General features: G+C 72.2%; 21 protein-coding genes. 10 read left to right on the top strand and 11 right to left on the bottom strand.

The window, feature by feature from the left end; all coding sequences use genetic code 11:
- Window positions 1-16 precede the first annotated feature (16 nt).
- Window positions 17-907 carry a ScbA/BarX family gamma-butyrolactone biosynthesis protein gene (locus ACH4MY_RS13895; RefSeq protein WP_398002083.1) on the top strand — a complete coding sequence of 297 codons (891 nt, stop codon included), beginning with the start codon at window positions 17-19 and terminating at the stop codon, window positions 905-907.
- On the opposite strand, the gene ACH4MY_RS13890 is transcribed toward ACH4MY_RS13895, so the two are convergent.
- The 4 genes from ACH4MY_RS13890 to ACH4MY_RS13875 all read right to left on the bottom strand — a co-directional run bounded on the left by ACH4MY_RS13890 (window position 882) and on the right by ACH4MY_RS13875 (window position 4,632).
- Window positions 882-3,125, bottom strand: coding sequence for a HelD family protein (locus ACH4MY_RS13890; RefSeq protein ID WP_398002082.1), 2,244 nt, complete (start codon window positions 3,123-3,125; stop codon window positions 882-884). The two genes, ACH4MY_RS13895 and ACH4MY_RS13890, sit on opposite strands and share 26 nt — an antisense overlap.
- A gap of 167 nt (window positions 3,126-3,292) precedes the next feature.
- Window positions 3,293-3,631 carry a thioredoxin family protein gene (locus ACH4MY_RS13885; protein ID WP_398002080.1) on the bottom strand — a complete coding sequence of 113 codons (339 nt, stop codon included), beginning with the start codon at window positions 3,629-3,631 and terminating at the stop codon, window positions 3,293-3,295.
- On the bottom strand, window positions 3,628-4,065 hold the full coding sequence (locus ACH4MY_RS13880; protein WP_398002077.1) for a MerR family transcriptional regulator: 438 nt from the start codon (window positions 4,063-4,065) through the stop codon (window positions 3,628-3,630). Before ACH4MY_RS13880 ends, ACH4MY_RS13885 begins: the two co-directional genes overlap by 4 nt.
- Window positions 4,066-4,107: 42 nt before the next feature.
- Window positions 4,108-4,632 carry an Lrp/AsnC family transcriptional regulator gene (locus ACH4MY_RS13875; protein ID WP_398002074.1) on the bottom strand — a complete coding sequence of 175 codons (525 nt, stop codon included), beginning with the start codon at window positions 4,630-4,632 and terminating at the stop codon, window positions 4,108-4,110.
- 64 nt (window positions 4,633-4,696) lie between these two features.
- On the opposite strand from ACH4MY_RS13875, the gene ACH4MY_RS13870 reads away from it, so the two are divergent.
- Both ACH4MY_RS13870 and ACH4MY_RS13865 read left to right on the top strand, forming a co-directional pair.
- Complete coding sequence (locus tag ACH4MY_RS13870) at window positions 4,697-5,623, top strand: NAD-dependent epimerase/dehydratase family protein (protein WP_398002072.1); 927 nt, start codon at window positions 4,697-4,699, stop codon at window positions 5,621-5,623.
- Window positions 5,620-6,501 (top strand): aldo/keto reductase, encoded by an 882-nt coding sequence (locus ACH4MY_RS13865; RefSeq protein ID WP_398002069.1) that lies wholly within the window; start codon window positions 5,620-5,622, stop codon window positions 6,499-6,501. Before ACH4MY_RS13870 ends, ACH4MY_RS13865 begins: the two co-directional genes overlap by 4 nt.
- Window positions 6,502-6,699: 198 nt before the next feature.
- Here ACH4MY_RS13865 and ACH4MY_RS13860 read toward each other — a convergent pair whose 3' ends face one another.
- Entirely contained in the window at window positions 6,700-8,109 is a 1,410-nt protein-coding gene (locus ACH4MY_RS13860) for a cation:dicarboxylate symporter family transporter (protein WP_398002067.1), read from the bottom strand.
- Between the two features lie 128 nt (window positions 8,110-8,237).
- On the opposite strand from ACH4MY_RS13860, the gene ACH4MY_RS13855 reads away from it, so the two are divergent.
- The 4 genes from ACH4MY_RS13855 to ACH4MY_RS13840 all read left to right on the top strand — a co-directional run bounded on the left by ACH4MY_RS13855 (window position 8,238) and on the right by ACH4MY_RS13840 (window position 12,325).
- The gene (locus ACH4MY_RS13855) at window positions 8,238-9,881 is read left to right on the top strand and encodes an ATP-binding protein (RefSeq protein ID WP_398002065.1); all 1,644 of its coding nucleotides are present in this window, start codon (window positions 8,238-8,240) and stop codon (window positions 9,879-9,881) included.
- The gene (locus ACH4MY_RS13850) at window positions 9,878-10,573 is read left to right on the top strand and encodes a response regulator (RefSeq protein WP_398002063.1); all 696 of its coding nucleotides are present in this window, start codon (window positions 9,878-9,880) and stop codon (window positions 10,571-10,573) included. Before ACH4MY_RS13855 ends, ACH4MY_RS13850 begins: the two co-directional genes overlap by 4 nt.
- 361 nt (window positions 10,574-10,934) lie before the next feature.
- Window positions 10,935-11,543: a helix-turn-helix domain-containing protein gene (locus ACH4MY_RS13845; RefSeq protein WP_398002710.1), complete on the top strand. Its 609-nt coding sequence runs from the start codon at window positions 10,935-10,937 to the stop codon at window positions 11,541-11,543.
- 35 nt (window positions 11,544-11,578) lie between these two features.
- A complete protein-coding gene (locus tag ACH4MY_RS13840) occupies window positions 11,579-12,325 on the top strand; it encodes a tyrosine-protein phosphatase (protein WP_398002061.1) in 747 nt (248 codons plus the stop codon).
- Here the strand turns inward: ACH4MY_RS13840 and ACH4MY_RS13835 are convergent.
- Complete coding sequence (locus ACH4MY_RS13835) at window positions 12,322-13,386, bottom strand: hypothetical protein (protein WP_398002058.1); 1,065 nt, start codon at window positions 13,384-13,386, stop codon at window positions 12,322-12,324. The genes ACH4MY_RS13840 and ACH4MY_RS13835 overlap by 4 nt on opposite strands.
- A gap of 256 nt (window positions 13,387-13,642) precedes the next feature.
- On the bottom strand, window positions 13,643-14,668 hold the full coding sequence (locus ACH4MY_RS13830; RefSeq protein ID WP_398002055.1) for an ATP-dependent 6-phosphofructokinase: 1,026 nt from the start codon (window positions 14,666-14,668) through the stop codon (window positions 13,643-13,645).
- Between the two features lie 336 nt (window positions 14,669-15,004).
- On the opposite strand from ACH4MY_RS13830, the gene pta reads away from it, so the two are divergent.
- From pta to pyk, 3 genes are all read left to right on the top strand, one after another.
- On the top strand, window positions 15,005-17,098 hold the full coding sequence (gene pta, locus ACH4MY_RS13825) for a phosphate acetyltransferase (protein ID WP_398002053.1): 2,094 nt from the start codon (window positions 15,005-15,007) through the stop codon (window positions 17,096-17,098).
- On the top strand, window positions 17,095-18,402 hold the full coding sequence (locus ACH4MY_RS13820) for an acetate kinase (RefSeq protein WP_398002050.1): 1,308 nt from the start codon (window positions 17,095-17,097) through the stop codon (window positions 18,400-18,402). The genes pta and ACH4MY_RS13820 overlap by 4 nt, the downstream gene beginning before the upstream one ends.
- 74 nt (window positions 18,403-18,476) lie before the next feature.
- Window positions 18,477-19,907, top strand: coding sequence for a pyruvate kinase (gene pyk, locus ACH4MY_RS13815; RefSeq protein WP_398002048.1), 1,431 nt, complete (start codon window positions 18,477-18,479; stop codon window positions 19,905-19,907).
- A gap of 58 nt (window positions 19,908-19,965) precedes the next feature.
- On the opposite strand, the gene ACH4MY_RS13810 is transcribed toward pyk, so the two are convergent.
- From ACH4MY_RS13810 to ACH4MY_RS13795, 4 genes are all read right to left on the bottom strand, one after another.
- Window positions 19,966-21,276: a hypothetical protein gene (locus ACH4MY_RS13810; protein WP_398002045.1), complete on the bottom strand. Its 1,311-nt coding sequence runs from the start codon at window positions 21,274-21,276 to the stop codon at window positions 19,966-19,968.
- Window positions 21,266-21,853 (bottom strand): DUF6114 domain-containing protein, encoded by a 588-nt coding sequence (locus ACH4MY_RS13805; protein ID WP_398002043.1) that lies wholly within the window; start codon window positions 21,851-21,853, stop codon window positions 21,266-21,268. Before ACH4MY_RS13805 ends, ACH4MY_RS13810 begins: the two co-directional genes overlap by 11 nt.
- A gap of 120 nt (window positions 21,854-21,973) precedes the next feature.
- Window positions 21,974-22,654 carry a DUF6230 family protein gene (locus tag ACH4MY_RS13800; RefSeq protein WP_398002040.1) on the bottom strand — a complete coding sequence of 227 codons (681 nt, stop codon included), beginning with the start codon at window positions 22,652-22,654 and terminating at the stop codon, window positions 21,974-21,976.
- Window positions 22,655-23,283: 629 nt separating this feature from the next.
- A complete protein-coding gene (locus tag ACH4MY_RS13795; protein WP_398002038.1) occupies window positions 23,284-24,261 on the bottom strand; it encodes a tetratricopeptide repeat protein in 978 nt (325 codons plus the stop codon).
- Window positions 24,262-24,418: the final 157 nt, after the last annotated feature.

Below are 24,418 nucleotides of genomic sequence, written 5' to 3'. Positions count from 1 at the left end.
GATGAGTGGGGACACCATGCAGGACACCGTGGAGCGGCCCCTGTCGCCGCAGCTGTGCCATCGGGTGCGCAGCGAGGACACCTTCCCCGTCGAGTGGCGACCGCTCGACGGGAAGGAGCGGTTCGCGGTCCGGGCCGCCTGGCCGACGGACCATCCGTTCTTCACCCCGGTCCGCCGGGGTGCGGAGCTGTGTCACGACCCGCTGCTGGTCGTCGAGACGCTGCGGCAGTCCACGATGGCCCTGCTGCACGCGGCCCACGGGCTGCCGCTGGACCGGCACATCCTGCTGAGCGAGATCTCCCTGTCCTGCGACCCGGCGGGCCTCGCCGTCGCCGGCGAGGAGGTGGGCATCGAGGTCCGGTTCGCCGAACTCCATTCCCGGGCCGGCCAGTTGTCCGAGATGCGGGTGGAGTGGACCGTGCGGCGGGCGGCGCGGGTGGTCGCGACCGGCGCCGCCCGCGCCCGGTTCGCCGGTCCCGCCGCCTACCGCAGGCTGCGCCGCGGGCACGTCGAGGCCGGTGCCGTACACCCGGGACCCTGGACCCGCCGGGCCCCGGCGCCGCTCACCGGGCGGGGCAGGCCCGAGGACGTCCTGCTCGCCCCGAGCGGCGAGGAGGGGGTGTGGGAGCTGGTCGTCGACACCGGTCACCCCACCCTCTTCCAGCGCCCCAACGACCACATACCGGGGATGCTCTTCCTCGAAGCGGCCCGGCAGGCCGCCTCCGCCGCGGTCTGGCCCCGCCCCTATCTTCCGGCCGCCCTGCGGGTCGTCTTCGACCGGTACGCCGAGTTCGACGGCGGCCCCTGCCTGCTCCGGGCGCAGCCCGGGAGCACGGCGGGGGCGTTCGAGATCGTCGGGCACCAGGACGGTGAGAGGCTCTTCACCTGCGGGCTGCGAAGCGGATGATCCCGAGCCGCTGCGTCGCCCGGGTCAGCGCCACGTACAGGTCGTTCGTCCCGTGCGCGGAACCGGCGACGATGCCCTCCGGGTCGACGACCAGGACCGTGTCGAACTCCAGGCCCTTCGCCTGCCGGGGGTCGAGCAGGACCACCGGCCTCGCGAGGTCGGGAGCCGGTCCGTAGGCGGCGTCCGGCAGGGCGGCGCGCAGGCCCGGGTGCAGCTCCGGCGGGGCGATGACGGCGATCCGGCCCTCGTCGCGCAGCTCGGTCGCCACCGCGTCGGCGGCCTCCTTCACCGGGTCGTCGACCGTCCGGTCCCAGGGCTCCACACCGGTGGACCGCACCGAGCTCGGCGGTTCGAAGCCCGGGTCGTCGACCCGTCGCGCCGCGGCCGCGACCGCCATGATCTCGGCGGGCGTCCGGTAGTTGACGCCGAGCCGCACCAGTTCCCAGCGGTCCTCCACGTACGGGGCGAGGATCCCCTCCCAGGCGCCGACGCCCGCCGGGTCGCCGGTCTGGGCGGGGTCGCCGACCAGGGTCATGGAGCGGTTGGGACTGCGGCGCATGAGGAGCCGCCAGGCCATCGCGGAGAGCTCCTGCGCCTCGTCCACGATGATGTGCCCGAAGGCCCAGGCACGGTCGGCCGCCGCACGCTCGGCCGCGGTGCGGTGGTCGGCCTCCTCGTGGCGCTCGGCGAAGCGTTCGGCGTCGATGATGTCGTGGGCCGAGAGGACCTCGGAGGCGTCCTTGTCCTGCTCCTCCTTGTCCTCGAACTCGTAGGTGCGGGAGGCGTAGGAGACGTCGAGGACGCCCTGCGCGTACTGGATCTGCTTCTGGCGTTCGGCCTCCTCGGCGGCGCGGGCGGCCGAGTCGTCCTCGCCGAGGAGTTCGGCGGCCTCGTCGAGGAGCGGCACGTCGGCGGGGGTCCAGGGGCCGCCGACGCGCCGGATCTCCGCGGCGTCCGCGGCGGCGAGGTGGGTGGGCTCGGTCAGGTAGTCGGCGAGGAGGTCCTGCGGGGTGAGCGCGGGCCAGAGGGTGTCGATCGCCGTGTACACCTCGGGGTTGGCGGCGATGCCCTTGGCGAGCAGGGCGATGTCGTCGGGGCCGAGGAAGTTGGGGCCGCCGTAGGGGTCGGCGCCGATCCGGTCGGCGAGCTGTTCGGCGAGCGCGTCCAGGATCCGGAAGACGAAGTAGGGGCGGGCCAGGTTGTGCGGGAGCGCGGTCTCGCGGGCCTTGTGGCGGGCCTCCAGGGCCATGTCCCAGTCGATGACGAGGTCGCCGTCGTCGTGCGGGACGATCAGCGGTTCGCCGCGTTCGGGGACCCGCTGGCGGTCGCGTACGGCGGCGGCGAGCGCCCCGGCCATGGCGGCGGAACCCTTGACGGCGGCGGCGCGGGGGGTGTCGGTGCCGGTGGCGCGGACGCCGGGGAACAGCTCGGCGGGGGTGGCGAGAAGGACGCCGGTCTCGCCGAGCGAGGGCAGCACGTTGCCGATGTAGCCGAGGAAGGCCGGGTTGGGGCCGACGATGAGGACGGCCCGCTTGGCGAGCTGCTCGCGGTGCGCGTAGAGGAGGTAGGCGGCCCGGTGGAGGGCGACCGCCGTCTTGCCGGTGCCGGGTCCGCCCTCGACGACGAGGACCCCGCGGTGCGGGGAGCGGATGATGGCGTCCTGCTCGGCCTGGATGGTCTGCACGATGTCGTGCATCCGGCCGGTGCGGGCGGCGTCGAGCGAGGCGAGCAGCACCTCGTCGGCGTCGCGGCTCTCGTGCCCGGTGCGGGTGGCGTCGGCGAGGTCGAGGACCTCGTCGTGGAGGGCGGTCACGGTGCGGCCGAGGGTGCTGATGTGGCGTCGGCGGGAGAGCCCCATCGGCTCGTACCCGGTGGCGAGGTAGAAGGGGCGGGCGATCTCGGCGCGCCAGTCGACGACGAGCGGGGTGCGGTTCGGGTCGTCCTCGCGGATGCCGAGGCGGCCGATGTGGTGGTCGCGCCCGTCCTTGAAGACGAGGCGCCCGAAACAGAGCCCGCTCTCACCGGCGTTGAACGCGGCGAGCAGTCCGGACTGCTCGGCGACCAGCACGTCGCGTTCGAGCCGCCCCTGGTTGCCGCCGGCCCCGGGGGTGCGCAGGGCCTGCTCGACGGCGGCCTCGGCCTGGTCCCTCAGGTCGTCGAGGCGTGTGTAGAGATCGGTGATGAATTGCTGCTCTTTCCGAAATTCCTCGGTTGACAATTCGACTCCCGGCGCGATACAGTGCGTTTATTGAACTTCTCTGCGTCCGTGGCGTTTCCGGACACGGAATCCAACAATATACGCGAAGAAATACCCCGACTGTCAATTGTAGTCGGGGTATTTCTGTATGCCCTGCCGAAGTGCCGGGCGCGGCCGTGGCCCGGCGGCTAGCCGAGCACGTCCTCCAGCTCCGCCAGGAGACGGCGCTTGGGACGGGCGCCCACGAGGGACTTCACCGGCTCGCCCGCCCGGAACACCATGAGCGTCGGCGTCGCGAGCACCCCGTACCTCAGGGTGGTCTCCGGGTTCCGGTCCACGTCGATCTCGACGATCCGGAGCCGCTCCGCCTCCTCCGACGCGATCGCGCCGAGCACCGGGTTCAGCTGCCGGCAGGGGCCGCACCACTCCGCGGTGAACTTCACCAGGACCGGCAGCCCGGCGCCCAGCACCTCCGTGCCGAAGTCCGCGTCCGTGACCTGGGCCACACCCTCCGCGTACGTCTTCATCCCCGTCGTCCCTCCGTCGTCTCCGCTGTTTCCGTGTCCCACTCCGCACCGAGCTCGCACCGGGGCTCCGGGCCGAGCGGGAGCTCCGCCTCGGCCCGCAGCAGCTGGGCGCCCACCTCGGCGCGCACCGTCCGGAGCTGTTCGATCAGCCCGTCAAGCTCCGCGACCTTCCGCCGGTAGACGGCGATCGACGCGGGACAGGCGTCCCCCGCCGGGTGCCCCGCCCGCAGACAGTCGACGAACGGCCGCGTCTCCTCCAGCTCGAACCCGAAGTCCTGCAGGGTCCTGATCTGCTGGAGGAGCCGCAGGTCGGCCTCGTCGTACGTGCGGTGCCCCTGCTCCGTGCGCCGGGCGGTCAGGAGTCCCCGGGACTCGTAGTACCGCAGAGTCCGCGTGGTGGTTCCGGCCCGCTCGGCCAGCTCTCCGATGCGCATGTCCCCGACCGTAGGCCTTGACCCCGACGTCAAGGCAAGAGGTCAGGCGCGGGCGGGCGGCAGCAGCGGTCGCCGCTCGACCGGCGAGGAGAGCACGATCGAGGTCGTGGTCCTGCCGAGCGCCGAGGTCTGCTCCAGGATCTCTTCCAGGTGGATGGTGTCGGTGACGGCGACCTTGAGGATCCAGCAGTCCTCGCCGACCACGTGGTGCACCTCCAGGACCTCGGGGCGGGCGGTCAGCTCCAGGGTCCGCGGGTGCTTCAGGGTGTAGCCGCCGTGCGGGTTCACCCTGATGAAGGCCTGGATGCCGTAGCCGAGACGGGCCGGGGAGACATGGGCGCCGTAGCCGGTGACCGCCCCGCCCGTCTCCAGGCGGCGGACCCGCTCGGTGACGGCGGCGGGGCTGAGCCGCACCCGGCGGCCGAGCTCGCTGAGCTTGATGCGGCCGTCGCTCTGCAGCAGGTCCAGGATCTGCCGGTCGATGGGGTCGAAAGCGGCCGCCGAGGTTTCGTCGGTGACGGAACGCGAATGCCGTGGTTCCTTCGGTACGGCGGCCGGGACTCCCATGTTCTCCCCTTCAGACGGCGACGGATCAACGTAACACTTGTCCGGTGAGACAAGGGAGTTGGGAATGACGGACGTTCTGGTCATCGGCGGAAATCGCTATTTCGGCAAGCGCCTTATCGCCCTGCTGCGGGAATCCGGGCATCGGGTCACCCTCCTCAATCGGGGTTCTTCCGGTGCCCCGGAGGGAATCGAGCAGCTCGTCGCCGACCGCGACGACGAGGCCGCGCTGGAATCCGTTCTCGCGGGCCGTTCCTTCGATGTCGTCGTGGACCAGGTCTGCTACACCCCGCGCCAGGCGGAGATCGCCCTGCGCGTGTTCGGCACCCGCACCCGGCGCTATGTCATGACGTCGACGGTGGAGGTGTACGAGTACCAGGACTCGGCCGCACCGGTCGCCGAGGGAGCCCTCGACCTGGGCTCGGTCGCCGTCGACACGGGCCCGGCCTGGGACGACCCGGAATTCCGCGAGGCCCACTACGGGGAGGGGAAGCGGCAGGCGGAGGCGGTCTTCGCGGCCGGGTCGCCGTTCGCGTGGGCGTCGGTACGGGTGGCCCATGTGCTCGGCGGCGCCGACGACTTCACCGGCCGGCTCGACCACTACGCGCGGCGCGTCAGAGCGGGCGAGCCGATCGCCGTACCGGTGGTGAACCGTCCCGCGACCTATGTGTACGTCGAGGAGATCGCCGCGTTTCTCGCCTGGGCGGCCGGGGCCGAATTCACCGGACCCGTGAACGCCCATTCCCACGGGGCGCTGACCACCGCGGAGATCTGCGCCGAGGTGGAGAAGCGGGTGGGCGGCCGGACGGTCTTCCGGGAGGTGGAGGCCGGCGAGGTGTCGCCGTTCTCCTTCGACCGCTCGTACGCCATGGACAACTCCCGTGCGACCGGCCTCGGCTATTCCTTCTCGCATTCCGGCGAATGGCTCGCGCGGGCGGTGGCCGAGACCGTCGGGGACACCTCGGGCGCGGTCGGCGGGGAGGTGCGCCGATGAGGTTCCGGATGCTGGGGGACGTACGCGTCGGGGCGGTCGGGCTCGGCACGATGCCGCTCTCCGTCGAGGGCCGGCCGGACGCGGCGAGGGCCGTGGCCACCGTGCACGCGGCCCTCGACGCGGGGGTGACCCTGCTCGACACCGCCGACTCCTACCATCCGCCGGACGGCACGCCCGGCGAGGGCGAGCTGCTCGTGGCCCGGGCCCTGGCCTCGTACGGGGGCCGCGTGGACGAGGTCCTCGTGGCGACGAAGGGCGGCCGGGGCCGCACGGCGGACGGCGGCTGGACCGTGGACGGCCGGCCGGCGCATCTGCGGCGGGCCGCGGAGGCCTCGGCGCGGCGGCTCGGGTCCGTACCGATCGGCCTCTACCAGCTGCACAAGCCCGACCCGGCCGTCCCGTACGCCGAATCCCTGGGAGCGATACGGGAGTTGCTGGACGCGGGGACGGTCCGGCTGGCCGGGATCTCCAACGTCGACACCGCGCAGATCCGGCTGGCCCGCGAGATCCTGGGCGACCGGCTGGTCTCCGTACAGAACCGCTACTCGCCGGCGGTGCGCACGAGCGGGCCGGAGCTGCGGCTCTGCGCCGAGCTCGGCCTCGCCTTCCTCCCGTGGAGCCCGCTGGGCGGGATCTCGCGCAGCTCCCTGGACGGCGCCTCCGCCCAGGAGGAGGACCCCTCGTTCGGGGCCTTCCACCGGGTGGCGCGGGCGCGCGGGGTCAGCCCGCAGCGGGTGGCGCTGGCCTGGCTGCTCGCCCGTTCGGAGACCGTTCTGCCGATCCCGGGCGCGAGCCGGCCGGAGTCGGTGCGGGACTCCGCGGCCGCGTCCGCACTGCTGCTCACGGACGAGGAGCTGGGGGAACTGGACGGCCGCTGAGGAGCCGCCCGCCGCACGAGCAGGGGAGCCGGACGGCCGCCGAGGAGCCACCCGCCGCACGAGCAGGGGAGCCGGACGGCCGCCGAGGAGCCACCGAGCGGCCGCCGAGGAGCCTCCCGCGAACGAAGAAGGGCGACCCCGGCGGGGGCCGCCCTTCTCCCGGTGCCCGGATCCGGCTCAAGACCCGGGACCCGGACTTCAGACGCCCGCGCGCGCCTTCTCCTCGCCCTCCCCGGCCCGCTGGTCCGGGACCGGGGTCGGCGCGTGGTCGTCGATGAGGGTCTTCTCGTCGAAGGGGACCCGGCCCGCGAGGACCTCAGTCACGCGCGCCTTGTCGATCTCCTTCGTCCACGTGCCGACGAGCACCGTGGCGACGGCGTTGCCCGCGAAGTTGGTGAGGGCGCGCGCCTCGCTCATGAAGCGGTCGATGCCGACGATCAGGCCCACTCCGTCGACCAGCTCGGGGCGGTGCGACTGGAGGCCGCCCGCGAGGGTGGCGAGACCGGCGCCGGTGACGCCCGCGGCCCCCTTCGAGGCGATGATCATGAAGACGAGGAGCGAGATCTGCTCGCCCACCGAGAGCGGGTCGCCCATCGCCTCGGCGACGAAGAGCGACGCCATCGTGAGGTAGATCGCGGTGCCGTCGAGGTTGAAGGAGTAGCCGGTCGGCACGGTGATGCCGACGACCGGCTTGCTGACACCGAGGTGCTCCATCTTCGCGATGAGGCGGGGCAGCGCCGACTCCGACGACGAGGTGGAGAGGATCAGCAGGAACTCGCGGCCCAGGTACTTCAGGAGGGCCCAGATGTTGATCCCCGCGACCAGCCTGAGGAGCGCCCCGAGGACGACGAAGACGAAGAGTCCGCAGGTCAGATAGAAGCCGATCATGATGACGGCGAGGGACTTGAGCGCGTCGACGCCGGTCGCGCCGACGACGGCGGCGATCGCGCCGAACGCGCCGACGGGGGCCGCCCACATGATCATGCCGAGGATGCGGAAGACGAGGCGCTGGATGTGCCCGATGCCACGCAGGACCGGTTCGCCCGCCGCGCCCATGGCCTGGAGCGCGAAGCCGGCGAGCAGGGCGACGAGGAGCGTCTGGAGGACCTCTCCCTCGGTGAAGGCGGAGACGAGGGTCTTGGGGATGATCCCGAGCAGGAAGTCCGGCGTGGACTCGCTCGCCCCCTCGGCCTGCTTGGCGCCGGCCTCGGCCAGCTCCTTGGTGAGGTGGAGCCCGGAGCCGGGCTCCAGGAGGTTGCCGACGACCAGGCCGATCGCGAGTGCGACGGTCGACATGACCATGAAGTAGCCGAGGGCGAGACCGCCGACCGCGCCGACCTTGGCGGCCTTCCGGACCGATCCGACGCCGAGCACGATCGTGCAGAAGATGATCGGCGAGATCATCATCTTGATCAGATTGACGAAGCCGGTGCCCAGCGGCTTGAGCTCGACGGCGACGCCGGGGGCCAGGAAGCCGACCGCGATGCCGAGCAGTACGGCTCCGATGACTGCCAGATACAGATAGTGGGTACGGTCCCGTCGTGCGGCCACGGGGTCCTCCTCGTGCTGATGGGTGTCCACGTCCCGGTGGACTCCGCGACTATCCATCAGCCTGTGACCGGGGTCACGGTTGCGTACGTTTCGTTCACGACCGGGACGACGGCGGGGCGGGCACGGAGGGAACGATTCGGGAACGCGATGCCCCCGCGCAAATTCCGCCGTGCACACTTACCCGCATGCGTCTCCCCCTCCCCCGCCCCCGCAGCCTGGCCGGCCAGCTCTTCGCCATGCAGGTCGTGCTCGTGGCCGTCGTCGTGGCGGGGTGCGCGGTCTTCGCGTACGTCACGGACCGGGCGCAGGCCGAGGAGACCGCACGCCGCCAGGCCACCGCGACCGCCGCCGCCGTCGCCGACTCCCCCTCCGTGGTCGCCGCGGCCCGCTCCGCCGACCCCACGGCGGTCCTCCAGCCGTACGCCGAGTCGCTGCGCCGCCACGCGGGCGTCGCCTTCGTGGTGATCATGGCCCCGGACGGCACCCGCTGGACCCATCCCGAACCCGAGCAGATCGGCCGGACCTACCTCGGCCACATCGAGCAGGCCGCGGCGGGCCGGACGTACTCCGAGACCCACCTCGGGGTGCTCGGCCCCTCCGTGCGGACCGTGGCGCCCGTCTTCGACGGCGGGCGGGTCGTCGCCCTGGTCAGCGCGGGCATCACCATCGACAAGATCAGCGAGCAGGTACGGGAGCAGGTGACCGCCCTGCTCGGCATGGCGGGCGCGGCGCTCGCGCTCGGCGGAGCGGGCACGTACGTGGTCAACGCACGGCTGCGCCGACACACCCACGGCATGAACGCGACCCAGCTGAGCCGGATGCACGACTACCACGAGGCCGCGCTGCACGCGGTCCGCGAAGGGCTCGTGATGCTCGACGGCCGGCGCCGGATCGCCCTCATCAACGACGGCGCGCGGGAACTGCTCGGCCTGGACGAGGGGGTCGTCGGCCGTCCGGCGGCCGAGCTCGGCCTCCCCGCCACGCTGACGGGCGCGCTGCTGTCCTCGGAGCCGCGCGTGGACGAGACGCATCTGACGGCCGACCGGGTCCTGGTGGTCAACACCCGCCCGGTGGTGGGCGGGGAACACCGCGGCACGGTCGCCACACTCCGGGACCGGACCGAACTCCAGACACTTTCCGGTGAGTTGGACTCCGAGCGGGGATTCACCGAGGCGCTCCGCTCACAGGCCCACGAGGCGGCGAACCGGCTGCACACGGTCGTCTCCCTCATCGAACTGGGCCGGGTGACCGAGGCGGTGGAGTTCGCGACGGCGGAACTGGAACTCGCGCAGGCCCTCACCGACCGGGTCGTGGACGCCGTCGGGGAACCGGTGCTCGCGGCGCTGCTGCTCGGCAAGGCGGCCCAGGCCAACGAGCGGGGCGTGGAGCTGGTCCTCACCGAGGACAGCCGGATCGACGACGGACTGGTCCCGGCGACCCTGCCGTCCCGGGACCTGGTGACCATCCTCGGCAATCTCGTCGACAACGCGGTCGAGGCGGTGAGCGGCACCCCGCAGGCGCGCGTCACGGTCACCGTCGCGGCCCGCACCGGCGACGGCGAACTGCTGCTCCGCGTCGGCGACAGCGGCCCCGGTGTCCGCCCCGCCGACCGGGACGCGGTCCTGGGCCGGGGCTGGACCACCCGGGGCCCCGGCCGCGGCATCGGCCTGGCGCTGGTCGGCCAGGCCGTCTCGCGCGCCTCGGGCACGCTCGACGTGACGGACGCGGAGGAGGGCGGCGCGCAGTTCACCGTACGGCTGCCGCTGCCGGCGCGGACGCCCCCGCCGGTGACCGCCGGCTCCTCCTCCCCCTCGGAGGTGTCCGCGTGAGCGCGCTCCCCCTCCGGGTCCTCGTCGTCGAGGACGACCCCGTCGCCGCCGACGCCCACGCCCTCTACGCGGGGCGGGTCGAGGGCTTCACCGTCGTCGGGGTCGCCCACTCGCGGGCCGCCGCCGTGCGACTGCTCGACCGGACGCCCGTCGACCTGATCCTGCTGGACCTCTACCTTCCCGACGGTCACGGCCTCCAGCTGCTGCGCGCCCTGCGCGCCGCCGGGCACTCCGCCGACGTCATCGCCGTGACCTCCGCCCGCGACCTGGCCATCGTCCGCGAGGGCGTCTCCCTCGGCGTCGTCCAGTACGTCCTGAAGCCCTTCGCCTTCGCGACCCTCCGGGACCGGCTCGCCCGGTACGCCGAGTTCCGGGCGAGCGCCGGGGAGGCCTCCGGGCAGGACGAGGTCGACCGGGCGCTCGCCACCCTCCGGGCCCCGCACCCCGCCACCCTGCCCAAGGGGCTGAGCTCGCCCACCCTGGAGGCGGTCACCCAGGCCCTCCGGTCCACACCGGCCGGGCTGACCGCCGCCGAGGCGGGCACGGCCGTGGGGATCTCCCGGATCACCGCACGCCGCTATCTGGAGCACCTGGTGACCGGGGGCCGGGCCGTGCGCGCCCCCCAGTACGGCCAGATCGGGCGGCCCGAGCTCCAGTACCGCTGGCTCGACGGCCCGGCCCGGGGTCACTGATCGACGCGGCGGGCGCCTGCACCGAAGGGCACCACGGCGCGGGGCCCGACACCCAGGGCCGACACCGAAGAGCCCGGCGGCGCGGGGTCCGGCGGCGAGGAAATCGGCTCCGCGACGATCGCCCCCTTGCGTCACCGCCCGTGATCGGTGATCGTTTCCGAAGGCCACGGCACCCGGTCACTGATCGTTTCCCAGGCGACCACGCCCGGTTACTGATCGGTTCCCACGTTCCTACGACTTCGCGCCTTGGGGGAACGCACCGTAGCCCCCTGTCACCCTCCGCACCTACCGTGACCGAGTGCACCAACCCTCCCCACCCTTCAACGCCCTGGCCGCGCGCCGCCTCCGTGAGGCCCTCGGCATGACCCCCGGTCATGTCGCGTACGGCCTGCGCGCGCAGTACGGCCTCTTCGTCACCCCCGACACCGTCGTCGCCTGGGAACGCGGCCGCGCCGTCCCCGGCGAACAGGAGCTCACCGCCCTCGCCGGCGTCCTGTGGTGCTCACCCGCCGAGCTGATCGCCGCCGCCTCCACCCTCCGCGAGCACCGGATGGCGCGCGGACTCGCCGCCGAGGAACTGGCCCGGCGCGTCGGCGTCGCGACCGCCGCGTACCAGCGGATGGAGGACGAGGGCCGCTGGCGCGGCACCGAACGCCAGACGGCCACCCTCGCGGAAGTCCTCGGCCTCGGCCCGCGCGCCCTGATCACCGCGACCGGCGGCGACGAGCGGCTCGCCGAGCTGCTCCGCAGCGCCGCCACCACCCGCTGGCAGGCGTATGTGAAACCGGCCGTGAAGATGGTGCCGCTGCCCCGGCAGACCCTGGAGTCCGCCCTGCAACGGCTGCACACGGACTACCACTCCCGGATGGCGGCGACCAGCAGCTGGGGCGCCTCGGCCGCGACCGGCGACGAGGGGCGCGCGTATCTCGAAGAGATCACCGGCCACTTCTGGGCGACCGTCGGCTCCTAGATCATCCCGGCCCGGCGACGCCGTAGATTGAGCGGGTGAGACGACACATAGCCTTCGAACGACTCCACAACTTCCGTGATCTGGGCGGCTATCGGACCTCCGACGGAGGGACCGTGCGGTGGGAGACCCTCTACCGCTCCGACTCCCTCGCCAAGCTCGCCGACGCGGGCCCCGCCGACCTGGAGGCCTTCCGCGCGCTGAACGTGGCCACGGTGATCGACCTGCGCTATCCGTGGGAGATCGCCGCCAAGGGCCGTCTGCCGGAGACCGAGGACGTCGCCTGGCACAACCTCTCCATCGAGCACCGCCCCTACGACCAGGCGGAGATCGACCCGGACCTCGACCCCTGGCGCTACCTCGCCGACCGGTTCGCCGAGGTCGCCGAGGACGGCGCGGCGGAACTCCGCACGGCCCTGGAGGTCATCGCCGCCGCCGACGGACCGCTCGTCTTCCACTGCGCGTCCGGGAAGGACCGTACGGGCCTGCTCGCGGCCGTCGTCCTCGCCCTCGTGGGAGTCCCCGACGATGAGATCCTCGCTGACTTCGCCCTCACCGAACTGGCCACGGAGCGGCTGATCGCCGACTGGCGGGCGACGCACCCGGGCCGCGAACTGCGCTGGCCGGGCTACGGCCGGGCACCCGCCGACATCATCCGGCTCTTCCTGGCCGACCTGCGCGCGCGGTACGGCTCCGTGGACGCGTACGTCACGGGCCATGTCGGCCTCGACCCGTCGGTGGTGACGGCACTCAAGGCCCGGCTGGTGGAATCGTCCGCCTCCTAGGCGGTACTTCCGCCCTCACCGCGCCGGTCGAACGAGAAGAGCTGGCCGGTCGCGTCCGGCAGACAGGGCGCCTGCGCGAGCCGTGCCCAGGCAGCCGTGCGGTCACCGACGACGGTGACGCAGCTGCCGCGCGTGGCCGAGCCGACCGGCACGATCCGGTAGCCCCGGACGGGGCCTTCGGGAGTGCCGTACGGCTCCAGGGCGAAGGTCTCGACCCGGCTGGGGTCCCCGCACTCGGAGTCCTCGTACGCGGCGTCGGGTATCCGGCCGCCGGAGGGTATGCCGGAGCAGCCGGGGCCGAAGTCGCGATGGTCGGAGACGATCCTCCACCGGCCGGCGCCCACCGCCGCGAGGGAGTAGAGCGGGACGCCCGCCTCGGCGCACGGCACCTGATGGACCTGTCCGGTCCGGGTGCCCCGCCGCTCACCGAGACAGAGGTCGGTGCCGGTCACCCGGATGCGGACGTCCCCGGCGGCGGGGGCGGTGGCGGTCTTCGCGGGCGCGGTGGTCGCGGGGGCGGTGGTACGGGGCGGCTGCCCGGCCGGACCGGTGCGGCCGTCCCGCAGGAAGGCGACGACGCTCACCCCGGCGAGGACGAGCCCGGTCACGGCGACGGCGGCGACGACCGCGCGCCGTATCCGGGACGGCGTCCCCGGCCGGGGACGCGACGGACCGCCCGGCGGCGCCGCGGAGACGACCGGCCAGGAGGGCGCGGGGTCCGGCGCCTCGGCCGTATGCGCGGAGCCGAAGGGTTCGGCCGGCGCGTACGCCCCCCGTCCCGCCAGCCTCCTCCGTACCGCCCGCCACTCCTCCAGCCCGGTCTCCTCGACCCCGCACGCGCGGACGAAGACGGTCAGCAGTTCCTCGCGGGGCAGGGTGGGACGGGCCAGCATGTTCGCCACGGTGGAGCGGGGCAGGACGTCCCCGCGCGCCTCCGCCCGGGCCGAGAGCTCGCGGAAGGTCAGGCCGGACCAGTCCTTCAGGGCCTGGAGACGCGCGAGGAACTCGGCGGGGGTCCGCGCCTCCCGCGGGTCAGGGGTGGTGTGCCGCCCCGGTGCCATCCGCGCCTCTTCCCTTCCGCCGGACCGCGTCGGGACATGTCCGGGACAGGCCCCAAGCCTTGTTGATCCCGTGCTCCGGCTCAAGAGTGGAACCCGGCAATTCCAGGGGTGACGCCCGGGCACGGCGGAGTGGCCCCGACCGTCCACGGGGGGACGGTCGGGGCCACTCGGGTGGGTCCGGCTCCCGGGGGATTCCGGGACGGGCCGGGACGGAGGTCCCGGCGCCGGGGCCGAGGGGCCGGGCCCCTCGGGTGCCCTAGAAGACCGACTCGGCCTCGCGGATGCGGTCCTCGGGGACCGTCTTGAGGCGGGTCACGGCGTCGGCGAGCGGCACCATCTCGACATCGGTGCCCCGCAGCGCCGTCATCCTGCCGAACTCCCCGCGGTGCGCGGCCTCCACCGCGTGCCAGCCGAAGCGGGTGGCGAGCACCCGGTCGTACGCGGTCGGCGTGCCACCGCGCTGGACGTGGCCGAGAATGACCGGGCGGGCCTCCTTGCCGAGGCGCCGCTCCAGCTCGACGGCGAGCTGGTTGCCGATGCCCTGGAAGCGCTCGTGGCCGAACTGGTCGATCTCGCCCTTCCCGTAGTCCATCGAGCCCTCGACCGGGTGGGCGCCCTCGGCGACGCAGATGACGGCGAACTTCTTGCCGCGGGCGAAGCGCTCCTCGACCATCTTGACGAGGTCGTCGATCTGGAAGGGCCGCTCGGGGAGGCAGATGCCGTGCGCGCCGCCGGCCATGCCCGACTCCAGCGCGATCCACCCTGCGTGGCGGCCCATCACCTCGACGACCATCACCCGCTGGTGGGACTCGGCGGTCGTCTTGAGGCGGTCCATCGCCTCGGTGGCGACGCCGACGGCGGTGTCGAAGCCGAAGGTGCGGTCCGTGGCGGAGATGTCGTTGTCGATCGTCTTCGGGACGCCGACGACGGGCATGCCGGCCTCGGAGAGCATCCGGGCGGCGGTCAGGGTGCCTTCGCCGCCGATCGGGATGAGGACGTCGATGCCGTGCTGGCGGGCCAGGTCGGGGGCGGACTCGGCGGCCTCGCGCAGCCGGTTCCGCTCCAGGCGGGCGGAGCCGAGGATGGTGCCGCCGCGGGCCAGGATGCCACTGACGGCGTTGAGGTCGAGGGGGCGGTAGTGGCCGTCGAGGAGGCCCTTGAACCCGTCCTCGAAGCCGATGACTTCGTCGTCGTGGCCGGTCAGCGCCCGGTGCACGACCGACCGGATCACTGCGTTCAGGCCAGGGCAGTCGCCGCCTGCGGTGAGAACTCCGATGCGCATCGTGCTGTGTCTCCTGCTCGGTCGCGTTCCGTTGTGAGCCAGAGCGATTCTCACACGCCCGCCGGGAGGGGCGCGCTCGCGACCGCTCCGCGCGTCCCTCCCGGCGGCCCCGCCGAGGCCTTTCGTCCCGGGCTTCCGGGCCCTTCGTCCGGCGGGCGGCCTAACTATCGGCGGGGGTATTGTCAAGGGGGTAATGCCGCCCTATCGGGGCTTTCTGAGCACAGCCGGTTGACGACCGTGTCGCCCGGCGGACGGACTGCGAGCCTGCCGCGAGGGCACCGCTCGCCCCGGCTCCGTGAGTCCCGTTTTCCGCAGGACTGGACAGGAGACCACGGCGTGACGCGCAGCGTGTACGTGACCGGGATCGACCGCGGTGACGGCCGCCAGGTCGTCGAGCTGGGAGTCATGGAGCTCCTCACCCGACAGGTGGACCGGGTGGGGGTGTTCCGGCCGCTGGTGCACGACGGTCCCGACCGGCTCTTCGATCTGCTGCGCACCCGCTACCGGCTCTCGCAGGACGCCTCCACGGTCTACGGCATGGACTACCACGAGGCCTCCGCGCTCCAGGCCGAGCGCGGTACGGACGAACTGGTCTCGCGGCTGGTCGACCGCTTCCACGCGGTCGCCCGCGACTACGAGGTCGTCCTCGTCCTCGGCACCGACTTCGCCGCCACCCAGCTCCCCGACGAACTGGCGCTCAACGCCCGGCTCGCCAACGAGTTCGGCGCCTCCGTCATCCCGGTGGTCGGCGGCAAGGGCCAGCCGGCCGAGTCCGTGCGCTCCGAGGCGCGCAACGCCTTCCGGGCGTACGACGGACTCGGCTGCGACGTGCTGGCGATGATCGTCAACCGGGTGGCGGGCGAGGACCGCGAGGTCATCGCGGAGCGGCTGGCCGCCCGGCTGCCCGTGCCCTGCTACGTCCTGCCGGACGAGCCGGCGCTCGCCGCGCCCACCGTCTCCCAGATCAAGCACGCGCTCGGCGCCTCCGTGGTCCTCGGCGACGAGGCGGGCCTCGCGCGCGACGCCCTCGACTTCGTCTTCGGCGGCGCCATGCTGCCGAACTTCCTCAACGCGCTGACCCCCGGCTGTCTGGTCGTCACCCCCGGGGACCGGGCCGACCTGGTCGTCGGCGCGCTGGCCGCGCACTCGGCCGGCACCCCGCCGATCGCCGGGGTGCTGCTCACCCTGAACGAGCGGCCCAGCGAGGAGATCCTGACCCTGGCGTCCCGCCTCGCGCCCGGCACCCCGGTCATCTCCGTACCGGGCAACAGCTTCCCGACCGCCACCGAACTCTTCGCCCTCGAGGGCAAGCTGAACGCGGCCACCCCGCGCAAGGCCGAGACGGCGCTCGGCCTGTTCGAACGGCACGTGGACACGGCCGACCTGCTCAAGCGGGTCTCGGTGGCCCGCAGCGGCCGGGTCACCCCGATGATGTTCGAGCACGAGCTCATCGAACAGGCGCGCACCGACCGGCGCCGGGTGGTGCTCCCCGAGGGCACCGAGGAGCGGGTGCTGCGCGCCGCCGACGTACTGCTGCGCCGTGACGTCTGCGACCTGACGCTCCTCGGTGACGTCGAGACCATCCGCAAGAAGGCCGCCGACCTGGGCATCACGCTCGCCGGCACCCAGCTGATCGACCCGCAGACCTCGGAGCTGCGCGACTCCTTCGCCGAGAAGTACGCGGCGCTCCGCGCCCACAAGGGCGTCACCGTCGAGCTCGCGTACGACGTCGTCTCGGACGTCAACTACTTCGGCACGCTGATGGTCCAGGAGGGCCTGGCCGACGGCATGGTCTCCGGTTCCGTGCACTCCACGGCCGCGACGATCCGTCCCGCCTTCGAGATCATCAAGACGAAGCCGGACGCCTCGATCGTCTCCTCGGTCTTCTTCATGTGCCTGGCCGACAAGGTCCTCGTGTACGGCGACTGCGCGGTCAACCCGGACCCGAACGCCGAGCAGCTCGCGGACATCGCCGTCCAGTCGGCGGCCACCGCGGCCCGCTTCGGTGTCGAGCCGCGGACAGCGATGCTCTCGTACTCCACCGGCACCTCGGGCTCGGGCGCCGACGTCGACAAGGTGCGGGAGGCGACCAAGCTGGTCCGCGAGGCGCACCCGGAGCTGCGGATCGAGGGGCCCATCCAGTACGACGCCGCCGTCGAGCCCTCGGTCGCGGCGACGAAGCTGCCGGGCTCGGAGGTGGCGGGGCAGGCGACCGTCCTGATCTTCCCGGACCTCAACACCGGCAACAACACCTACAAGGCCGTGCAGCGTTCGGCCGGCGCCGTGGCCGTCGGCCCGGTGCTGCAGGGTCTGCGCAAGCCCGTGAACGACCTCTCGCGCGGCGCGCTCGTCAGCGACATCGTCAACACGGTCGCCATCACGGCGATCCAGTCCCAGGTCCCCGCCCAGGGTCAGGAGTTCCCCGCATGACCGACCCCACCACCGACCCGACCACCGCGGCCGCCCGTGCCGCCGCCCACGCCGCCGCCTCCGTCCCGGCCGCCGGCCCCTCCCGTGTCCTGGTGCTGAACTCCGGCTCCTCCTCGGTGAAGTACCAGCTGCTCGACATGCGGGACGACAGCCGCCTCGCCCAGGGGCTCGTGGAGCGCATCGGCGAGGAGACCTCGCGGCTCGTGCACACCCCGCTCCAGGGCGGCGGAGGCGAGAGGCGCGAGAAGAGCGGCCCGATCCCGGACCACGCGGCCGCGCTGAAGGCGGTCGCCGAGGAGCTGGCGGCGGACGGACTCGGTCTGGACTCCCCCGAGCTGGCCGCGATCGGTCACCGGGTGGTGCACGGCGGGCTGCGGTTCACCGAGCCGACGGTCATCGACGACGAGGTGCTCGCCGAGATCGAGCGGCTGGTGCCGGTGGCGCCGCTGCACAATCCGGCGAACCTCACGGGCATCCGTACGTCGACGGCGCTCCGCCCCGACCTGCCGCAGGTCGCGGTCTTCGACACCGCCTTCCACACGACGATGCCGGAGTCGGCGGCGCGGTACGCGATCGACGTGGAGACCGCCGACGCGTACCGGATCCGGCGGTACGGCTTCCACGGCACCTCGCACGCGTACGTCTCGCGGGAGACGGCGAGGCTGCTCGGCCGGGAGCCGGAGGAGGTGAACGTGATCGTGCTGCACCTGGGCAACGGGGCCTCGGCCTCGGCGGTGAAGGGCGGCCGGTGCGTGGACACCTCGATGGGCCTGACGCCCCTGGAGGGGCTGGTCATGGGCACCCGCTCCGGTGACATCGACCCGGCGGTCACCTTCCACCTCAAGCGGGTGGCGGGCATGTCGGCCGACGAGATCGACGTACTGCTCAACAAGAAGTCCGGCCTGGTGGGCCTCTGCGGCGACAACGACATGCGGGAGATCCGTCGCCGGATCGACGAGGGCGACGAGCGTGCGGCGCTCGCCTTCGACATCTACATCCACCGTCTGAAGAAGTACATCGGCGCGTACTACGCGGTGCTCGGCCGGGTGGACGCGGTGGCGTTCACGGCGGGGGTCGGGGAGAACGCGGCCCCGGTGCGGGAGGCTGCGATCGCGGGCCTGGAGGAGCTGGGTCTCGCGGTGGACGCGGACCTCAACGCCGTCCGCGCCGACGAGGCACGGCTGATCTCGCCGAACTACGCGCGGGTCGCGGTCGCCGTGGTGCCGACGGACGAAGAGCTGGAAATCGCCCGCCAGACCTTCGCTCTGGTGCGCGAGGGAGCGCTCGGAGGAGTGAACGCCTGAGCGCCCCCGCGCCCATTTGTACTTTCCACCAGACGGAATATTCCGCAGTGAAACAAACCGATAGGATCCGCCTCATGCGCCGTTCCAAAATCGTCTGCACGCTGGGCCCCGCCGTCGACTCGTATGAGCAGCTGAAGGCTCTCATCGAGGCCGGCATGAACGTGGCCCGATTCAACTTCAGCCACGGATCCCAGGCAGAGCACCAGGAGCGGTACGACCGCGTCCGGCAGGTCTCCGCCGACACCGGCCGCGCCGTCGGCGTCCTCGCCGACCTCCAGGGCCCCAAGATCCGTCTCGAGACCTTCGCCGAGGGCCCGGTCGAGCTGGTGCGCGGTGACGAGTTCACCATCACCACCGAGGACGTCCCCGGCGACAAGTCCATCTGCGGCACCACCTACAAGGGCCTGCCCGGAGATGTCTCCAAGGGCGACCAGGTCCTGATCAACGACGGCAACGTCGAGCTCCGCGTCGTCGAGGTCGAGGGCCCCCGGGTCAAGACGATCGTCGTCGAGGGCGGCGTCATCTCCGACCACAAGGGCATCAACCTGCCCGGCGCGGCGGTCAACGTCCCCGCCCTGTCGGAGAAGGACGTCGACGACCTCCGCTTCGCGCTCCGCATGGGCTGCGACATGGTCGCGCTCTCCTTCGTCCGCGACGCCGACGACGTCAAGGACGTCCACAAGGTGATGGACGAGGAGGGCCGCCGGGTCCCCGTCATCGCCAAGGTGGAGAAGCCGCAGGCCGTCGAGAACATGGAGGCCGTCGTCGCGGCCTTCGACGCGGTCATGGTGGCCCGTGGCGACCTCGCCGTCGAGTACCCGCTCGAAAAGGTCCCGATGGTGCAGAAGCGCCTCGTGGAGATGTGCCGCCGCAACGCCAAGCCGGTCATCGTCGCGACCCAGATGATGGAGTCGATGATCACCAACTCCCGTCCGACCCGCGCCGAGGCGAGCGATGTCGCCAACGCGATCCTGGACGGCGCGGACGCGGTCATGCTGTCGGCCGAGTCCTCGGTCGGCGCGTACCCGATCGAGACCGTGAAGACGATGTCGAAGATCGTCACCGCGGCCGAGGAGGAGCTCCTCTCCAAGGGCCTCCAGCCCCTGGTCCCGGGCAAGAAGCCGCGCACCCAGGGCGGCTCGGTCGCCCGCGCGGCCTGCGAGATCGCCGACTTCCTGGGCGGCAAGGCACTGGTCGCCTTCACCCAGTCCGGCGACACCGCCCGCCGCCTCTCGCGCTACCGCGTCCAGCAGCCGATCCTCGCCTTCACGACGGACGAGAACACCCGCAACCAGCTCACCCTGAGCTGGGGCGTCGAGTCCTTCGTCGTCCCGCACGTGGACAACACGGACGCGATGGTCGACCTCGTGGACGCCGAGCTCCTGAAGCTCCAGCGCTACGGCGCCGGCGACACCATGATCATCACCGCCGGTTCGCCCCCCGGCGTCCCCGGCACCACGAACATGGTCCGCGTCCACCACCTCGGCGGCGGCGAGCACGCCTGATCCACGACGAAGCCCCCGTCCGCTGCGGACGGGGGCTTCGTCGTACCTGGTACGAGGATCAGCTGGGCTCGATCGTGTTGCGGAGGCCCGGGACCTTGAGGGTGCCGCCGAGCTGGCCGGCCTGGATCACCGTCACGTTCGTGAAGAAGGCGAAGGGGACGTCCAGCGGGGGCGGGGTCTCGGGGGCGAAGGTGACCGGGATGAGGCCGAAGAGGTTGCCCTTCAGCGACTCGGTGTACATCGTCACCGTGCCGTTGCGGATGGTCGACGTCGAGCCCCGGTCGGAGCGGACGTGGGCCGTGCGGCCCTCCGAGTGGACCGTCAGCTGGTGCAGGTCCTTGATGTCGACCTCGGACGAGGTGAACTTCAGGACCTTCTTGATCTTGCCGCTGCCGGTCTTGACCTCGACGATGCCGTGGTACTTGAGGCCCTTCAGGGTGAGCAGCGAGCTCTCCAGGCGCCACGGGTCGTCCGGCAGCAGCGGGAGTCCCGCCTCCAGGTCGGCCGCGGCGAGTGCCTCGGGGTCGGCCTCGGGGCAGGGGAACCGCGGCTTGGCGCCGTCGGGTATGGACTCGTCCTTCTTGGCGTCCAGGCCCTTCGCGCTCTCGGGCAGTTCCTCGACCTTCGCGCCCGCCTTCTCGGCGGCCTTCTCGATCTCCGCCTTCGCCTTGTCGGCGGCCGGGTCGGCCGTCGCCTTCGGGGCGGTGGTCTCCGGCGCGGTGGTGGGGGCCGGGTCGTCGGCGGTCGCCGGCTTCGCGGCGGGGGCCGTCGTCGTCTTCGGCGCGGGTGCCTGGGTCGTCGGGGCCGCCGTGGTCGGCGTCGCCGTCGGTGTCGCGTCCGGGCCGTCGAACAGGTCCTTGAGCGCGTCGCCCACGCCCAGCGGGTCCAGCGGGTTCTTCGACTTCGTCGGCGTGGGTGTGGCCGTCGGGGTCGGCGTCGCGGTGGGCGCGGCGGTGGTCTCCGCCTGCTCCCGCGTCTGCTGGGTGGTGGCTCCCCGGGTCTCCGTCGCGGTCGGCGTCGGTGTCCCGGTGGCGGTCGGCGTGGCGGTGGCGGTCGGGATGCTCGTGGCGGTCGACGAAGGCGTCGAGGACGGGGTCGGCTTCGTGGTCTCGGCCGGCTTCGTCGTCTCCTCCGGCGTGGGCTCGTCCGAGCGGGTCACGCAGGGGCCGGGCGCGAAGGGGATGTCCTTGTCGTCGGCGAGGGCGAGCTTGGGCGTGAGGCCCATGCCCACGAACACCGCGGTCGGCATGGCGGCCAGTGCCATCGCCTTGCCCGCGGGGCCCTGGATCCTGTTCAGCAGCGACTTGCGCGGGGCCGCGTGCCGCGGGCCCTCCTTCGCGAGCGCCGACTGAGTCTCGTCACCCCGCACTGTTCCTCCCGCCCTTGGCGTCGATCGTCGATTCGGTCACGTGCTGCACGCCCTCGCGCTGCTCCGGGACACCGGCCGCGACGACGACCTCGGTCTCGGGGTCGAAGGCGGCGCCGGCCTCGTGCGAGGCCTCCGGCTGACCGTCGTGCTCCGCGTCGGCGTCTGCCTCGGCGGACTCCTCGGCCGGCGGGGCGGGCGCCCACGCGGCGGACATGCCGCCACCGATGAGGGCGAACAGGAACCCGATGACCAGGCCGCCGAAGTTGGAGACCGGGATGGAGACGAGCGCCAGGACGATCGTCGCGACACCCGCGAACACCCGGACGACGGGCTGGAACCACATCGTCAGACCGAGCGTGATGAGCAGGACGCCGATGATCAGCGCGCCGGCTCCGGCGGTCGTCTGCATGGCGAGGGTGACATTGCCGAGCCGCATGTCCCCGTACGGAAGGTAGGCGATCGGCACGCCGCCGATCATGGTGAGCAGTCCCGCCCAGAAGGGCCGGGTCTGCCGCCAGACCTTGAACCGGTTCTCCTTTTCGGGGACTTCGCGGGAGGCGGGGATCTCGGCGCTCATGGAACAGCTCCCTGGAAGCGGTGTTGCTGAGAAGTTGGAGAAGAGAAGGAACCTGCCGGGTGGGACCGCACAGGACGGTCCCACCCTCAGGACGGGCCGGTCGTGGTGGACCGGTCAGTCCTAGTAGCACTCCTTCGAGGTGCCCCGGCTGAGGGACAGGTGCAGGTCGGGAAGCTTGAAGGTGCCGGCCGTGGTGGCCCAGGCCTTCTGCTGCACGTTGTTCAGCGTCGCCTGCTCGGCGCGCTGGCCGAAGCCGTACGGGTTGGCCTTGGTGTTCGGCTGGATGCCCGGCTTGCCCGGGACCTCCTTGCCGTTGACCTTGTTGAGGTCACCCGCGGCGATGCCGATGTCGATGTTGGTGAACTCGGCGTCGGCCTTGAGCTCGGAGACATCGAGGTAGATGCCCTTCGCGTAGACCTTGTCCTCGGCCTTGCCGCTCTTGACGGCGTCGGTACCGGCCTCCAGGCGGAGGGTGACGTCGCCGATGAACGGCACCTTCGGCGTCACGACCGACTGGCACATGTTGGTGATCCAGGCCTCGGAGAAGCCGGACACCGCCACCGGGGCGGCGAAGTCCTTGCCCTCGAGGTCCTTACCGGCGTCGACGCTGCCGTACTGGACGAAGTCCGTACCGACAAGGCTGTTGGCCGAGACCTTGAACTCCTGGCCGGAGATGCTGAAGGACGCGGCGAGCGCGCCCTGGGCCAGGCCGACACCGATCGCGGCCGTCGCGGCCACACTCGGGACCATGACGACGGCGAACCGCTTCCATCTGGTCCCGCCACGAACCTGGGACTTCATGAGAATTCCTCCTTCTCGGACGTACATCTCCGGAAGGGCCGGGGGCCCGTCCTGGGATGGGAGAAGAGCTACGTCCTCGGGAAGGAGAGCGCCGAGGCATCAGGCGGCGCGATGCGCGTCCGAATCACCGGCGATCACCCCCGAGCGACAACCATGGGCCGCGCCTTGGCGCGCGACCTGATGTGGACAGGCCCCGTTCGGTGAGAGCGGGAACCCCCCTGCCCATGACCGGTGCCGGAACACCGGTCCGCCCGGTGGGGACCCTCGCCGCGATCCCGGTTGGTTGCCGGGTGGTGCGGTTCGGACCGAGCGTCGCCGATCGTGGTCCATTCCCGGCCCCCGCACAAGGGGGTTCGTTACTGGCTAGTAACGGGTGGATAACCACGCCATGGCGGGGCGGGGCCGAACGGGCACTCTGGGTGCGTTCGGGTGACATCCAATATCAGCAGATCGCCGGAAGAATGCGGACAGACTCACAGGTTCGATTTACTGCAAGTAACAGCGGCCGCGATTACCAAGTTTTGGTAAAACGCGGCCGCCTTCTGTCGCTCTGTCGCCAAATCGCCGGGCGATGCGGCACCCTCCGGCGGGGTCGGAGCCCGCCCCGCGGGAGGATCAGAACACGAGGATCAGAACAGCACCCGGGCCAGGGCCTGCCGGGCCGCCGTGACCCGCGGGTCGTCGACGCCGATCACCTCGAAGAGCTCCAGGAGCCGCAGCCGCGCCGCGTCCCGGTCCTCGCCCGCCGTGCGGCGCACGGTCTCCACGAGGCGCCCGAAGGCGTCCTGTACATGACCGCCCACCAGATCGAGGTCGGCGGCGGCGATCTGCGCGGTGACATCGGCCGGACCGTCCGCGGCGGCCTTGCGGACCGCGGCCGGGTCCAGGTCCTGCACCCGGGCGAGCAGCTCGGCCTGGGCCAGACCGAGCTTGGCCTCCGGGTGGGCCGGGTCGTCGGCGAGCACGTTCTTGTACGCCTGGACGGCGCCGACCAGGTCGCCCGCGTCGAGCGCGGACATGGCCGCTTCGAGCAGCGCGTCGTACGGGCCGACGGGGCGCGGGGCCCGCTCCGCGCCGGCATCGGCGCCTTCGGCGTCCGCGTCGACGGCGATGCCGGTGAGACCGAAGCGCTCCTCGCCGACCTGGATCAGCTGGTCGAGGGTCTCGCGGATCTGGGCCTCGGGCACGGCGCCCTGGAAGAGCGGCAGCGCCTGACCGGCGACCACCGCGAAAACGGCCGGAATTCCCTGGATGCCGAACTGCTGCATCAGCATCTGGTTGGCGTCGACGTCGATCTTCGCGAGGAGGAAGCGGCCGTTGTACTCGACGGCGAGCCGCTCCAGGAGGGGGCCGAGCTGCTTGCACGGCTCACACCACTCGGCCCAGAAGTCGAGGACGACCGGGACCTCGGCGGATCGCTGGAGCACATCGCGCTCGAAGCCCGCCTCGTCGACGTCGATCACCAGGGCCGACGGGGGCACCGCGGCGGAGCCACCCTGCCGGGCGGCTTCGGCGCGCGCCTGCTCCGCCTTCGTCTTGGCCTCTCCGGCCGCCTTCACCGCGGCAAGGTCGACGACGCCGCTCATGGACATGTTTCGGGGCTGCATGCGTACATCCTCCCCCTTCCGCGCGCGTAACCGGTAAGCCATGGCTGAACCGTGCCGTCCTCAGGTCTCCCGCCGGTGTGCGAGACATGGGGGCGACACGGTTCTTCTTCGTCTTCGGTTCCACACCGGATCCCCACCCGGCGTGTGGTTGTACACC

It is taken from the genome of Streptomyces sp. NPDC017246, assembly GCF_044331325.1.
Classification (GTDB): domain Bacteria; phylum Actinomycetota; class Actinomycetes; order Streptomycetales; family Streptomycetaceae; genus Streptomyces.
This window is presented reverse-complemented; position numbering and strand designations above follow the sequence as displayed.